This window comes from Nocardiopsis sp. iso_237 (genome assembly GCF_056173345.1).
In genome coordinates, this window is sequence record NZ_CM149669.1 from 1,380,444 (window position 1) to 1,394,882 (window position 14,439).

At 70.9% G+C, this 14,439-nt stretch carries 8 protein-coding genes; 3 read left to right on the forward strand and 5 right to left on the reverse strand.

Annotated elements, in window-relative coordinates:
* Positions 1 to 24: 24 nt before the first annotated feature.
* From AC0VYM_RS06350 to hisS, 3 genes are all read right to left on the reverse strand, one after another.
* A complete protein-coding gene (locus AC0VYM_RS06350) occupies positions 25 to 2,541 on the reverse strand; it encodes a LuxR C-terminal-related transcriptional regulator (RefSeq protein ID WP_475462955.1) in 2,517 nt (838 codons plus the stop codon).
* A gap of 167 nt (positions 2,542 to 2,708) precedes the next feature.
* Positions 2,709 to 5,159: an ATP-binding protein gene (locus AC0VYM_RS06355; protein ID WP_475460040.1), complete on the reverse strand. Its 2,451-nt coding sequence runs from the start codon at positions 5,157 to 5,159 to the stop codon at positions 2,709 to 2,711.
* Positions 5,160 to 5,309: 150 nt separating this feature from the next.
* Positions 5,310 to 6,623 (reverse strand): histidine--tRNA ligase, encoded by a 1,314-nt coding sequence (gene hisS / locus AC0VYM_RS06360; protein ID WP_475460043.1) that lies wholly within the window; start codon positions 6,621 to 6,623, stop codon positions 5,310 to 5,312.
* A gap of 1,650 nt (positions 6,624 to 8,273) precedes the next feature.
* Here hisS and AC0VYM_RS06365 point away from each other — a divergent pair.
* From AC0VYM_RS06365 to AC0VYM_RS06375, 3 genes are all read left to right on the forward strand, one after another.
* On the forward strand, positions 8,274 to 8,891 hold the full coding sequence (locus AC0VYM_RS06365) for a GTP-binding protein (RefSeq protein WP_475460045.1): 618 nt from the start codon (positions 8,274 to 8,276) through the stop codon (positions 8,889 to 8,891).
* Positions 8,892 to 9,021: 130 nt separating this feature from the next.
* Positions 9,022 to 11,328 carry an accessory Sec system translocase SecA2 gene (gene secA2 / locus AC0VYM_RS06370; RefSeq protein ID WP_475460047.1) on the forward strand — a complete coding sequence of 769 codons (2,307 nt, stop codon included), beginning with the start codon at positions 9,022 to 9,024 and terminating at the stop codon, positions 11,326 to 11,328.
* 180 nt (positions 11,329 to 11,508) lie between these two features.
* Positions 11,509 to 11,778, forward strand: a complete 270-nt coding sequence (locus AC0VYM_RS06375; protein ID WP_026128913.1) for a DUF6406 domain-containing protein — start codon at positions 11,509 to 11,511, stop codon at positions 11,776 to 11,778.
* A gap of 797 nt (positions 11,779 to 12,575) precedes the next feature.
* Here the strand turns inward: AC0VYM_RS06375 and AC0VYM_RS06380 are convergent.
* Together AC0VYM_RS06380 and AC0VYM_RS06385 are read right to left on the reverse strand one after the other, a co-directional pair.
* Positions 12,576 to 12,917 carry a hypothetical protein gene (locus AC0VYM_RS06380; protein WP_475460050.1) on the reverse strand — a complete coding sequence of 114 codons (342 nt, stop codon included), beginning with the start codon at positions 12,915 to 12,917 and terminating at the stop codon, positions 12,576 to 12,578.
* A gap of 567 nt (positions 12,918 to 13,484) precedes the next feature.
* Positions 13,485 to 14,408: a cytochrome d ubiquinol oxidase subunit II gene (locus AC0VYM_RS06385; protein ID WP_475460053.1), complete on the reverse strand. Its 924-nt coding sequence runs from the start codon at positions 14,406 to 14,408 to the stop codon at positions 13,485 to 13,487.
* Between the last annotated feature and the right edge of the window lie 31 nt (positions 14,409 to 14,439).

The following is a 14,439-nucleotide window of genomic DNA, read 5'->3' on the forward strand; positions in this document are numbered from 1 at the left end:
CCGCGCGGGGTGCTCGCGTCCCGGTCAGCCCGTACGGTGCCGCTTGATCCACGCGCTGATCTGCGTGCGCGAGTTGAAGCCCATCTTCCGATTGATGTTGGCCACGTGCCGGGCCGCCGTCGAGGACGTGATGAACAGGGTCCGGGCGATCTCGGGGTTGCTCTTGCCGGTGCTCACCAACTGGGCGATCTCCAGCTCCCGCCGGGTGAGCAGCTTCCCGGGGCTGGCCGTCTCCGGCGAGGGCGGGACCGGCACGGGCTTCGGAGCGGACGCCGCCGCGTCCCCCGGACGTTTCCGGCGCGCGGGCCGGGGGGCCGGGTAGCGGCCCTCCTCCGCCAGCCGCTCCGCCTCACGCACCGCCTCGGACTGACCCAGGGCGTGCCCCTGCTCCCACCAGACCACCATCTGGCGACGGCGTCGGCGCCCCCGCTCCTCGTCCTCGAACGGCCACGGGGCCTCCCGCACGGGCAGCCCGACCCGGGAGCGCAGCGCCGTGGCAGCCCCGGCCAGACGGCAGGCGGGCTCGCGCAGTCCGGAGCCGAAGGCCACCCTGGCCAGCGCCACCAGGCTCCGGGCCGCCTCGGCCCGTTGACCGCTGGCGTGGCTGAGCAGCAGCCCCTCGCTCAGGTAGTCGTAGGCCTGGCTGGTGTGGCCCTGGGCGTGCGCGACCCGGCCGATCCCGGCCAGGCAGCGCGCCTCCTCGGAGACCGCGCCGATCAGCCGCTGGGTGTCCAGGGCCTCCCGGTAACAGCGGTCGGCGGTGATCAGGTCGTCGTTGAACTCCGCCGCGCGGGCCTGGTTGATCAGGGTCACCCCCACCCCCCAGCGGTGGTCGATCCCCCGCAGCAGGGTGAGCGCGGCGTTGTAGTGCTGGTCGGCGGTGGGGTAGTCGCCCTGCTGGGCGACCAGGGCCGCCCGGCACCCGAGGGCGATCGCCTCGCCCCACAGGTCCCCGGCCTCCCGGCACAGGCGCAGGGCCTCCTCGACCCGGACCGAGGCGCGGTCGAGGTTGCGCTCCCGCACCTCCACCAGGGCGAGCAGGCTCAGGCAGGTGCGGACGAACACGTCGTCACCGGCCTCGCGGCACAGCCGAAGCCCCTCCTCACCCGCCTCCAGGGCCAGCGCGTGGTCCCTGCGCACACGTGCCAACTGGGCCCGGCCGACCAGCGCCCGCGCCCGTGAGGGCGCCTTGGCGGTCTCCTCCAGCGCCAGCAGGCGGTCCATCCAGTGCGCGCCCTCGGAGTAGTTGTTGTGGCTCACCCAGTGGGCCACCAGGCTCACGCAGAGCCGCAGCCCCGGTTCGGCCGCGCCCTTCTGGAGGGACCAGCGCAGCAGGGACCGGAGCGTGTCGTACTCGGCGATCACCCGCTGGCGACCGGCGTCCCGCTCGGACCACGGCATGGACCGGCTCGACTCCAGCCGCCGACCCAGGTCCTCCGCCAGGCGCAGCATGCGCGCGAGCAGGCGTTCCTGGAACACCTCGGACTCGCCCGAGGCCACCAGCCGCTCCTGCGCGAACCGGCGCACCGCCTCGGGCAGCCGGTAGCGCACGCGGCCCTCGAACTCACCGGTCACCGTGATCAGGGAGCGGTCGAGCAACGACGTGAGCAGATCGAGGATGGTCGGCTCGGGCACGGACTCGTCCGCGCACACCTGCTCGGCCAGTTCCAGGTCCCAGCCCCGGAACACCGAGAGGCGGCGCAGCAGCACGCGTTCGGGCTCGGGCAGGCCCCGGTAGACGAAGTCCAGCACCAGCGGCAGCACCTCGCTGCGCGAGACGGCCTGCCCGGGGCCCGGTTGGAACACCGGGGAGGCCAGGTGGGCGCGGAGCCCCGCGGTGAGCGCGGCGATGCCCTCCTCGGGGGCCCGGGCGCCCAGCACCTCGATCCCCAGCGGCACCCCGCCGCTCAGGTCGCACAGGGTCGCCACGGCATCCAGTTCGGGGCCCGAGGCGGTGAAACGGGGGTCGCGCGCACGGGCGCGGTCCATGAACAGCCGCACCGACTCCGCGTCGGCGGGGTCCGGGGGAGGGGCGTTGCGCGGGGCCACCGGCAGGGCCATGGCGGGCACCCGCCACACCGTCCCCCCGGTCAGCCGCACCGGCACCTCGCTGGTGAGCAGGACCGACACGGCGGGGCACTCCGCGAGCAGGGTCTCCCCGACCTCGGTCACCTCGTCCGCGATGTGCTCACAGGAGTCCAGCACCAGCAGGAGTCTGCGGTCCCGCAGCGCCTCGGTCACGGTCACCCCGAGGGGCAGGCCGGGTTCCTCGACCACCCCCACCGCCTGGGCGATGCGGGCGTGCACCTCCAAGGGGGTGCGTACGTCGGTGAGATCGGCGATCCACACCCCGTCCGGGAACGACACGGTGGACTGCTCGGCCACACGCAGGGCCAGCCGTGTCTTGCCGATGCCGTCGGCGCCGCAGAGCGTGACGGATCTGCTGGAGCCGAGCAGGCGGAGCAGATCGCTCAGATCTCGCTCCCGGCCCACGAAGCTGGTGCCCGGCAGGGGGAGATTGTGCCGCGCTGGCGCGGTCAAAGGTGCCATGGCCTTCACAAGTAGGGGCTGTTGGGGGTTGTTCTCACCACGGAGGATACGAGGGGGGATGGGCGCGGACGTCATCGAGGTGGGCGAAGGGGCTTGGGCTTTCTGGTTTAGCGGGTGCACGCGCACTGTGCAAGTGCTTCGGCACGAACACCCCTGGTTCAGCCGGTCTCCCTCGGTGAGGCCCAGCCGGTCAACTGCGTCCTTGAGGAAATCGAAAGTTTTCTGAAGATGTTCGCGATATGGCGTGCCGCGGTCGCCTGGCTGATGGTGAGCCGGGTCGCGATCTCCCGGTTGGACAGTCCCCTCTCGGCCAGTGTGGCGATCTCCCGCTCCCGGGGCGTGAGCGAGTCCGGGCCGGTCAGCCGGGACGTGGGCGGACGGGGAAAGGCCAGGGCCCGGTCCCGCACCTGCTCCAGGGGGAGGGAACGCCAGGCGTTCCAGGCCTCGGAGGCCCGGCCCGCGCCCACCCGCCGTTCCACCGCGGACCGGAGCCGGACGGTCTCGGCGGACGGGCGGTCCAGGGCGGTCCTCAGGTCGGCCGCCACCCCCGCCAGGGCCGCCGCCCGCGTGGGCTCCTCCTCGGCCAGCGCCAGTTCGGCCAGGGCCTCCAGGGCCTGGGCCACCGCGATCCTGCGACCGGAGGTGAAACTCACCCGCAGGCACCGGCTCAGCGGCTCCCGCGCGGCGAGGGTGTCCCGTGCCGCCAGGTGCAGGCGGCCCAGGTCGGCCGCGCACCGCACCGCGAAGGGCGCGGAGGGAAGCTCGACGAAGACCTCCAGGGCCTCGGAGAACAGCTCGCGCGCCCGCTCGTGGTCACCGGCCTCGGCCGCGATGGTGCCCAGCCCGTACAGGGCGCGTGCCTCGCGCCAGCGGTCGCCCAGTTCCCGCGAGGCGGCGGCGCTCACCTCCAGGTGCGCGACGGCCTCCTCGGTGGCGCCCCGGCGCTGGGCCAGCTCGGCCAGGACGCCCCGGGTGCTGGCCTCGGTCATCGGGTCCCCGGACTGGCCCGCCCAGTCGAGTGCCCGCGCGGCCTGCCGCTCACCGTCCTCCAGGGCGCCCGCGTGCAGGGAGAGCGTCGCCAGGGTGGCCAGGGCCGAGGCGGCCGCGATCGGCTCGCGGCAGGCCCGGGCGGACTCCAGCGCACAGGAGGCCAGGGTGTCCACCCTGGGCGCGGGGTCCACGTCCAGGCGCAGCTCCGCGTGCAGGGCCAGGGCACGGGCGCGCAGCGCGGGCTCCTGGTCGTCGGGCTGGTGCGCCAGCACCCGCTCCAGGAGCCTGCTGCCCTCCGCGGACAGGTCCCGCATCAGCCAGTAGGCCCGCAGCGCCACGCACACCCGCAGGGCCTCGTCCACGCGTCCCCGGGACAGCGCCCACTCCACCACGCGGGCGTGGTTCTCCCGGTGGTGGTCGTACATGCGCAGCCGCCCGAGCCACTCCTCCCAGGTCTGCGAGGTGGCGGAGCTCTTGGCCGCCTCCTCCAGCCGGTCCACGGTGAACCGCAGGTACCGGCCCCAGCGCAGGTCCCCGTCGGCGCCCAGGTGCTCGGCGGCGTAGGCCCGCACCGTCTCGGTCAGCCGGTAGTGGGCGGTCCCGTCGATCTCGGAGTCCATCACCACCAGGGACTTGTCCAGCAGGGAGAAGTGCAGGGAGAGCACGTCCGTGGAGTCCACGCCCTCGCCCGAGCAGACGTCCTCCGCGACCTCCAGGTACCAGGTGGAGAACAGCGACAACCGGTGCAGCAGGAGCCGCTCGGTGTCGCTGAGCATGTCGTGGCTCCACTCCAGCACGGCCCGCAGGGTCCGCTGGCGTGCCGGGAGGTGGCCGGTGCCGTCACTGGTCAGGAGCTGGAAGCGGTCGTCCAGACGGCGCAGGATCTGCTGGACCGACAGCACCCGGACCCGGGCGGCCGCCAGCTCGATCGCCAGCGGCATGCCGTCGAGCATGCGGCAGATCTCCGCCACGTAGCCCGAGTTCTCCCGGGTCATCTCGAATCCTGAGCGCGCCGCGTGCGCCCGGGTGAGGAAGAGGCGCACCGACTCGTACCGTTGCGCGTCCCGACGGGGGATCGGCGCCGGGACCGCCGCGTAGGGGTCGGTGGGGGTGGGCCGCGCGGGCAGCGAGAGCGGCGGCACCCGCCAGATGTTCTCCTCGGGAACGTGCAGCGGCTGGCGGCTGGTCACCAGGACGCGGACCCGGGGACAGTCGCGCAGCACGGCCTCGCAGAGCTCCGCCATCGGCTCCACGGCGTGCTCGCAGGTGTCCAGCAGCAACAACAGGTGCTGGGTGCGCAACGCGGTGATGACGCTGTCCATGAGCGTCGTCGAGTCGGCGGTGACCGCCTGGAGGCCCGCGGCGACCGCGCGCAGAGCCTGCTCGCGGGTGGTGGCCTCGCTCAGGTCGATGAACCGCACACCGTCCGGGAACCGGCGCAGGACACGCTCGGCGAGGTGGAGCGCGAGTCGCGTCTTGCCGATGCCGCCGGTGCCGGTGAGCGTGATCATCCTGGCCGTGCCCATGAGGCGGCTCAGGTCGACGATGTCGCGTTCACGTCCGACGAACTGGATGAACTCCCCGGCGGACAGGGGCAGGTTGTGGCGAGGAGGAGACATGGCCTCGATTACTAGGACAATCGGCCCGTGCCTGAGGTACGGCACGGAGAACAGCCTGTCCCAGTCTGGCACCAGGGCCCCGAGGCTGTCTCGCGAATGGCCGGTTCCGGCACGGGAGGTCGAAAACCGCCCGTGCCGGACCAGAACCTGCTAAGTGGCGGGGGACCACACGGTCGGGTCGGCCGCACCCTGCTCACCCTTGGCCATGTCCTTCACCTCGTGCTCGCCGCCCTCCTCGAAGGGCGGGAACCACACGAAGGGGATGCCCTTCTTCGAGGCGTACTGGATCTGCTTGCCGACCTTGGCGGTCGAGTGGAACACCTCGGTGTTGAACCCGCGCTCCCGCAGCAGCTCACCGGTGCGCAGCGCGTCGGCCCGCCGCTCGGCGCTCGGCACCACGACCATCACGTCGGTGGGGCAGACCCGGCCGCCCTCGATCCGGCCCTCCGCCACCAGCTTGGCGAAGATGCGGGTCAGGCCGATGGAGATGCCCACGCCCGGCAGCCGCTTGCGGATGAACTGCCCGGCGAGGTTCTCGTACCGGCCGCCGGCGCAGATGCTGCCGTAACCGGGGTCGTCGTCGAAGGAGGCCTCGTACACGGTGCCCGTGTAGTAGTCCAGGCCGCGCGCGATGGACAGGTCCGCCACGACGCTGCCCTCGGGCAGGTCGGCCAGGTCGTCCAGGACGAAGGCGAGCTCCTCCAGCCCCTCCTCCAGCAGTTCGGAGACCACCCCGAGCGCCCGGACCTCCTCGACGACACCGGAGCCCTTGATGCGCGCCAGCGCCAGGCAGGGGTCGATCTGCTCGGCGGTGAGCCCCTCGCCCTCCAGGATCTCGCGGACGCCCTCGTCACCGATCTTGTGGAGCTTGTCGACGGCGCGGATCACCGCGATCGGGTCCTTGACGCCGAGCCCCTCGTAGAAGCCCTGGAGCACCTTGCGGTTGTTCACGTTGAGCGTCCACGCCGGGATGTCCAGCCCGCTGAGCACCCGGTGCACGATGCGGGGCAGTTCGGCGTCGAAGTGCAGCGGCACCGAGTCCACGTTGATGACGTCGATGTCGCACTGGGTGAACTCGCGGTAGCGGCCCTCCTGCGGGCGCTCACCGCGCCACACGCGCTGCGTCTGGTAGCGCTTGAACGGGAAGGTCAGCTCGTTGAAGTGCTGGGCGACGTACCGCGCGAAGGGCACGGTCAGGTCGAAGTGCAGGCCGAGCTTGGCGTCGGAGTCGTCCTTGGCGTCGGCCTGCAACCGGTGCAGGGTGTAGACCTCCTGGGAGGTCTCGCCCTTGGCCATCAGCACGTCCAGGTTCTCCACGGACGGAGTCTCGATGGACGCGAAGCCGAAGGACTCGAACCCGGCGCGGATATGGTCCAGCCAACGCTGCTCCACGGCCCGGACCTGTGGGGTCCACTCGGGGAAACCGCTGATGGGAGTGGGGCGGACGACGCGCTGATCGGACATGTGGGGTTCTCGGCTCCCTTGGGAGTGTTCGGCCTGTTCGGGAAGGTGCCCCTCGACCCGGACCACGGCCGACGCCGCTCGGGGAGGGTGCCGGTCCATCCTACGCACCCGAGCCGCACCCCAGGGCCCACCCCGAAACCCAGTCACAGGTCGAGATCGGGATGTTCCCCTCGGCCACCGCCGGAGTGCCGACCGGCCGCCTCGGCCACGGCTGCGAGCACTGCGCCCCGGCCCCAGAGGCCAAGCGACCCATCCACCCCAGCCACGATGACGAGCCCTGCGCCCCGGTGATCTCAGCCATAGCAGGAGGCGTGCGCTCACCTCAGCCACGGGTGTGAGTCCCGCCTGTTCGCCCAAGCCACGAGGGGGTGCCCCGTTCGGGGCCGGAGAGGGTTCTGCAAGAGGAGTCAAGCCGCCAGCGAGGAACGAGCCAGGCGTGGACGAGGATGAAGAATCCCTCTGCAAAGGCGCCGGACCCCGGGGCCGAAGCGAAGCGGAGGCCCAAAGAAGTACAGCCGTGAGTCCCGCCTGTTCGCCCTAGCCGCAGGGGGTGCCCCGTTCGGGGCCGGAGAGGGTTCTGCAAGAGGAGTCAAGCCGCCAGCGAGGAACGAGCCAGGCGTGGACGAGGATGAAGAATCCCTCTGCAAAGGCGCCGGACCCCGGGCCGAAGCGAAGCGGAGGCCCAAAGAAGTACAGCCGTGAGTCCCGCCTGTTCGCCCTAGCCGCAGGGGGGTGCCCCGTTCGGTGCCGGAGAGGGTTCTGCAAGAGGAGTCAAGCCGCCAGCGAGGAACGAGCCAGGCGTGGACGAGGATGAAGAATCCCTCTGCAAAGGCGCCGGACCCCGGGCCGAAGCGAAGCGGAGGCCCAAAGAAGTACAGCCGTGAGTCCCGCCTGTTCGCCCAAGCCACGAGGGGGTGCCCGTTCGGCGCCGGAGAGGGTTCTGCAAGAGGAGTCAAGCCGCCAGCGAGGAACGAGCCAGGCGTGGACGAGGATGAAGAATCCCTCTGCAAAGGCGCCGGACCCCGGGCCGAAGCGAAGCGGAGGCCCAAAAAAACACGACCCACCGGCCCACGTGGACGGTTGTGGGCCGGTGGGGCTGTGGGGCGCCCTTCGGTGGGGTGTACGGCCGGTCCGACGTCGAAGAGCGAGGCGTCGGTGGTGGTCGTGCGCCCCGGGGCGCCGCCAGGCTCCCGTGGTGGTCGCGTCCTCGTGCCAGGAGTCCGTTGTGACCGCGCTCAGGCGGGTGCCCTGCTTTCCACCGTAGATGGCGGGGCGGACGCCGGACAGGGATTGGCGCGGCCGAAAGCGGCCGAAAATGGCCGCTCTCAATGTCGTAAAGTCGACGTGCGAGGGTACAGGAGTGTGCTTGTCTGACTACGGTCCGTCGGACAGGACGGACTCCACGCCACGAGGTGGACATCGGGCCTTGGGGGCTCTTCTGGAGTGTTTCGACCCGTCTGGACCCACTGGTCGGGGATGTGACGTCTTCCCCCACTGTGTCGAAACTCCGGATTCCAGTGTCGTCCGGTGTTAGGTTCCAGTTGCGGTGGTTCCCGTGAAGGTTCGGAACCGGGAGCGCCGCGCCCCTCCAGCCCGGGTCGTGTGCGCCCGTCCGTCCGCGCAGGCCCGGCATTCTCGCTAGGACTAACAGTGATCCACTCAGCTAACAGTACGAACAACGTCCAGGCCCCCACCGAGCTGTCCACCAAGATCATCATCGCCGGTGGCTTCGGTGTCGGCAAGACCACGTTCGTCGGGGCTGTCTCGGAGATCCCCCCGGTCCGCACCGAGGCCGCCGTGACCGCGGCCAGCGCGGGTGTGGACGACCTCTCGCACACCCCGGACAAGACGAGCACCACGGTGGCCATGGACTTCGGCCGTATCTCCCTGGACACCGACCTCACCCTGTTCCTGTTCGGTACCCCCGGCCAGCAGCGCTTCTGGTTCATGTGGGACGACCTCGTCCGCGGCGCCCTGGGCGCGGTGATCCTCGCGGACACGCGGCGCCTGGAGGACACCTTCCAGGCCCTCGACTACTTCGAGCGGCAGTACCGGCTGCCCTTCGTGGTGGCGGTCAACGAGTTCGACCCCGAGGCCGCCTACAGCGCCGACGAGCTGCGTGACGCCCTGGACCTGACCCCGGACGTGCCGGTGGTCTACTGCGACGCGCGCGACCGCAGGTCCGTGGTGAAGGTTCTGGTCACCCTCGTCAAGCACGGCATGGCGTTGGAGGCGCGTCAGCGCAACCAGCGCCAGCTCGTGAACTGACCGGGCCGCGCCGGGGTTCCCGCCGAGTCCCTGGTCCAGGGTGTTCTGTCCCCGTTGGAGCCGACAAGCGGGTACCCGAGAGGAACCATTCGCTTGTGTCCGGCGTTACTCTGGCGTGGTGTTCGGACGAATGGCGGAAAGCGTCCGCCGCCTACTGGGCAAGCCCGGTGCGGTGGACCTGCGGCCCTATACCAAGCTCCTGCCGGCGATCGAGGCCGAAGAGGAGGGTCTGCGAGAACTCAGCGATGGCGAGCTGACGGAGAAGGCCATCGACCTCGGCTACGCCGAGCTTCCCTACTCCCAGAACGACCTCGTCAGTCTGTGCGCGGTCGGCCGTGAGGCCGCCCGGCGCACCCTCGACGAGCGCCCCTTCGACGTGCAGTTGCTCGGTGTGATGGCCCTCCTCGACGGCCACGTCGCGGAGATGGCCACCGGTGAGGGCAAGACCCTCGCCGGAAGCCTCGCCGCCGCCGGGTTCGCCCTGCGCGGCAAGCGGGTCCACGTCCTCAGCGTCAACGACTACCTCGCCCGGCGCGACGCCGAGTGGATGGGCCCCCTCTACGCGATGCTCGGGGTCACGGTCGGCTCCGTCAGCGAGGAGTCCACCGTCGACGAGCGCAAGGACGCGTACGGCTGCGACGTCACCTACGCGGCCGTCAGCGAGCTCGGCTTCGACGTGCTGCGCGACCGCATGGTCACCGACGTCGACGACCGCGTGGTGCCCGAGCCCCATGTCGCCATCATCGACGAGGCGGACTCCGTGCTCGTCGACGAGGCCCGCGTCCCGCTCGTCCTGGCCGGTGCGGCCGAGGCCGTGGCCGCCGACGTCGAGATGGCCGACGTCGTGCGGGGCCTCAAGCCGCGCATGCACTACGAGGTCGACGGTGAGGGGCGCAACGTCCAGCTCACCGACGCCGGTATCGACGCGGTGGAGAAGGCCCTGGGCGGGGTGGACCTGTACTCCGAGGACGACACCTCGGTGCTGCCCCAGGTCAACCTGGCCCTGCACGCGCACGTGCTGCTCCAGCGCGACGTGCACTACGTGGTGCGCGACGGCGAGGTGCGGCTGATCAACGAGTCGCGCGGGCGGATCGCCCTCCTCCAGCGCTGGCCGGACGGCCTCCAGGCGGCGGTCGAGGCCAAGGAGAAGGTCGCGGTCAGCCAGACCGGCGAGGTGTTGGACTCGATCACGGTCCAGTCGCTGGTGCTGCGGTACCCCACCCTGGCGGGGATGACCGGTACCGCCATGAGCGTCGCGGAACAGCTGCGCGAGTTCTACGAACTCGAGGTGGCGGTCGTACCCTCCAACAAGCCGAACGTCCGCGAGGACCACGGCACGCTCCTGTACGCCACGCGTGAGGAGAAGGAGGACGCCCTGGTCGCCAAGGTGGAGGAGATCCACAAGACCGGGCGTCCGATCCTCATCGGCACGCAGGACGTCGCGGAGTCCGAGCTGCTGGCCGAACGGCTGCGCGGTGCCGGACTGGAGAGCGTGGTCCTCAACGCCAAGAACGACGCGGACGAGGCCTCCATCATCGCGGAGGCCGGTACCTACGGCGCGATCACCGTCTCCACCCAGATGGCGGGGCGCGGTACCGACATCCGGCTGGGCGGCAGCGACATGGCCGACCGCGACCGGGTGGTCGAGACCGGCGGTCTGTTCGTCATGGGCTTCGGCCGTTACCCCAGCAGCCGTCTGGACGGCCAGCTGCGCGGGCGGGCCGGGCGCCAGGGCGACCCCGGCGACTCCATCTTCTTCGTCAGCATGGACGACGACCTGCTGGTGAACCACGCCCCCGAGACCACCGGCTACAAGACCACGGCCGACGGTGAGATCACCGACGAGGGCTGGCTGGCCATGGTCGACCACGCCCAGCGGGTCTCCGAGGGCCAGCTGCTGGAGGTCCACCGCAACACCTGGCGTTACAACAAGCTCATCGACGTGCAGCGTGAGGTGGTCCTGGAGCACCGCGAGCTGGTCCTGTCCTCGGGGCAGGGCGACCGGCACGTCGCGGCGGACCGCAAGGAGCGCCACGAGGAGCTGGTGGAGGAGCTGGACCCGGACGAGGTCGCCCAGGCCGCCAAGCTCATCACGCTGTACCACCTGGACCGGGGCTGGACCGACCACAACGCGTTCCTGTCGGAACTGCGGGAGGGCATCCATCTGCGGTACCTGGGCCGCCGCGACCCGCTCGACGAGTTCAACCGCGAGGCGGTCCCGGTCTTCAAGGGCTTCCTGGACGGCGCCCGGGCGCGTGCCGCCGAGAGCTTCGAGGAGCTCGAGGTGGTGGACGGCGAACTGGACGTGAGTTCGGTCGGCGTCAAGCGGCCGTCGATGACCTGGACCTACATGGTGCACGACCACCCGTTCAGCTCGGCGCTGGAGACGCTCGTGGGCAGGCTCAAGGGCGGTCGGGGCACGTCGAACGGTGACTGATTAATTCTCTGTACCGCCACTCGCGCGGGTCGGGACTAAAGTCCTGGCCCGCGCATTACTTTTGTCGGCTAGTCTGCTGAAGCGCTAATCTTACCCGTTGGTTCCCTGTTTAATTGGTGCACGCGGGTTAATATGGATGCGTTTTCCAGGTTATTCGAGATGGTTGGGACTGAATCCACGGTGGTCCACGAGATCGGCGCGCAGGAGAAGATCAGTTACGGGCGCAACGACCGCTTCGCCGGCGGTCCCGTCGGCGGAGGGAGCTTCTGGACCGACGACGACGGTCAGCCGGTCGCCAAGATCGGCGGCCCGAAGGAGTGGCGGCCCACGCCCATGATCGACGTGCGCGTCAATGACGTGTTCAGTGTCGGTGGCCAGGCCTGGCGGGTGACGGAAATCGTCGACGCCGATTCGCCCAGTGCGTATCTGCTGGCCACACGGATTAGCTGAGGTCACTCCCCGGGTGAGACCCGGGGAGGCTTATTTCTGGCCCTCGTCGGAATCCCCTCCTCCCGCGACCGTTCTCTTGGTCGCGGTGGAACGTTTCCTGTTCCGGGTTTCCCGACGAGGGCTTCTCTGTTTGTCCCCGCAGCGATTTCTCCTGCCCTGCGGCGTTCACGCACGTGTGCGACGTCCCGGTCGCGGTGAGTTATCGCAGGTCGGCACCGGTTGGCGGGAAACCCCTGGGGGTAATCGAGACATTCCGGTTACCCGAAGGGGGGTGTTCGCGTTACCGGTGTCTCGTTAACGTCTGTGTTGCAGGCGCGCCCCGGAGCGTGTGGGAGGGTCCATCGTCCACGAGGGGTACGGGTGGTCGCGCCGATCATCGTCGGTCCCAGGGGCTGTCCCCCGCCCCTGGGCCTGGCCCACTCCTCCGACCGCCGGTGCGTACCGCTCGGCGCCGCCCCTTCTCCCCGAGACGTTCCCCGGGCGTGTGTTCATCCCAGGGGAAGGCCCTGTCACGGGCGCGGAATGGATCAGGTTGCAGGGTCGCGACGCGTCCGACGGTGCCTGACTGCCCCGTGCAAGCAGGACCTTCCGGGGAAACCGAGCGATGTTCGGGTCTTGCGGTAGAACGTGTTCCAGTATTAGCCTCGGGGTGTGCCTCGCTCGGCGGGGGTGCCCGACTGTTCGGTCGTGGGCGCCGTCGGCGGCAGGTGGAACCGTCGCCCGTCGATGTCGGATCGCGCCCCGACCTCGGCGGGCGTCGTCCGTTCCGGGATGTTCCGAGGGGGCGGGGCGGAGGGTCAGCCGAGGAGCCGGGCGATCTCACCGAAGGTCGGGCAGGGCCAGGGCAGGCGGCACCCCTGGCAGTGCGGCTCGTCCCGGTCGTCGGGGCTGTGCAGGCCGAGCAGGTCCAGGCAGAGTCCGGCCAGGGCGGAGACCTCGTTGCGCGCGTTGGCGTAGAAGGCGACGTCGTTGATCCGCGCGAGGGCGCTGTCGGAGCGGGCGTCGGGGAGTCCGACCGTGTCCGGTTCCCAGGGCACGGCGCGGTCGGAGCGCTCCAGTATCCCCTGCACGCACTGGAGCAGCCGGGCGTGTTCGGAGTCCTGGACCCTCCGTGTCGCTGGTCTCGTGAACGGCGGCATCGCTGATCGCCCCCAACGGGTGGATACGCAGCGGCTCATCCCCCAAGGAAAAGCACTGTGACATAGAGTACACATCTCGTCGCGTATTGTCGCGACTTGGGGGTGTGGTCCGTCCTGGACACACGGCCGTCGGCCCGGTGGGAGTGGGGGCGCGGGCTGTCCCCAAGGGGAGGGACAGCCCGCAGGTCGGGGGAGGGAACCCGTCGCACGAGCGCGGGGGCCCCGCCTGGGGAACCGGTCAGCCGCAGCCGCCGCCACAGCCGCAGGAACCGCCGTTCTGGCAGCCGCAGCCGCAGCTCGATCCGCAGCCGCATCCGCTCAGGCCCGGTGGTCTGGTCAGGGGGTCGGTCACAGTCCCTCCTCAAGGGCTCGACGCCGTCACCCGTGCGTGATCACGCCTGGTCCGGGACCGGACACGGCGCCACGGGCGAGTTTCCCGCCCCAGGAAGTGCCCGCTGAGCGGCTTTTCCAATCGAAGACGGGAACCTTGCCCTCCCATGACCCGGCGGGGTCGGACCCGCCCTTTGCGGGGGTGGCCACCCTGACCAGTGCCTTCCACGCCGGGGGTCAGGCGAAGAAGGTCGGGGCCGTCGCCGGGCGGCGCGTCATTCGGTACAGCCAAACCTGGCCCAGGAGCATGACCGGAACCACGGGCAGGAGCATCGACCACACGAACACACCGGTCATCCCGGGCAGGTCCGACGGAGGCAGCTCGACGGCGAGCGCCACCAGCAGCCCGGGCACCGCGATCGCCAGCGCCGACGTGTGCCGGGACAGCATCGGGCCGGTCAGTCCGCTGGTCGCGGCCAGCGCCGCCACGAGGGTGACGACCAGGAGCGCCGCGACCTCGGGACGCGCCAGGGCCGGATCTCCGAAGCCCACCCCGACCAGAGCGGCCGACACCACGGCGGCCAACGCGGCCCGAGCCAGGGGGCGGGTCGCCCGGGCGGCCGCGTCCGCGCTCTCCGCCTCCGAGGCCCCCACCAGGCGCTCGGCGCCGAAGGCCGCCCCGCGCAGCGCGAACAGCGCGACGACCGCCACGGTCCCCAGGACGGTGAACGGGTCCGCCGCCAGGCCGCCGCCGACCAGGCCGGTCAGGGCCAGCCCCCACGCGACGGCCAGTGTCCAGCTGCCCGCCACGACCGCGGTGTCGCACGCGGACCACCAGCGCCGGTCGTCCACCCGGGAGCGGAACCACAGCCCCGCGTCCCGGACCAGCCACCCGAGCGCCAGGACCACGAGCACCGGCCACAGACCGCCCACCACCCGGTGTTCCAGGACGGGGAAGAGCCCGGCCAGCACGCCGAGCGCGGCGACCAGCCACACCTCGGAGGCCAGGAAGTAGGGGGCGACGGCCGCGACCACGCGGCGGCGCTCGTCCGGGGTGCGGGCCACGTGGGGCATGAGCATGCCCAGGCCGATGTCGGACCCGGCGAGCACCAGGTAGCCGACGACGAACAGGGCCAGGAGCGCTGCGGACAGGAGTTCCATGATGGCTGCTTCCTCTGATTCCCGTTGACTC

Excerpts from the sequence above, each read along its gene's own strand:
- AC0VYM_RS06355 (WP_475460040.1), bottom strand. The coding sequence starts at position 5,159 with ATGTCTCCTCCTCGCCACAACCTGCCCCTGTCCGCCGGGGAGTTCATC.
- hisS (WP_475460043.1), bottom strand. The coding sequence starts at position 6,623 with ATGTCCGATCAGCGCGTCGTCCGCCCCACTCCCATCAGCGGTTTCCCC.
- secA2 (WP_475460047.1), top strand. The coding sequence starts at position 9,022 with ATGGCGGAAAGCGTCCGCCGCCTACTGGGCAAGCCCGGTGCGGTGGAC.
- AC0VYM_RS06380 (WP_475460050.1), bottom strand. The coding sequence starts at position 12,917 with ATGCCGCCGTTCACGAGACCAGCGACACGGAGGGTCCAGGACTCCGAA.
- AC0VYM_RS06385 (WP_475460053.1), bottom strand. The coding sequence starts at position 14,408 with ATGGAACTCCTGTCCGCAGCGCTCCTGGCCCTGTTCGTCGTCGGCTAC.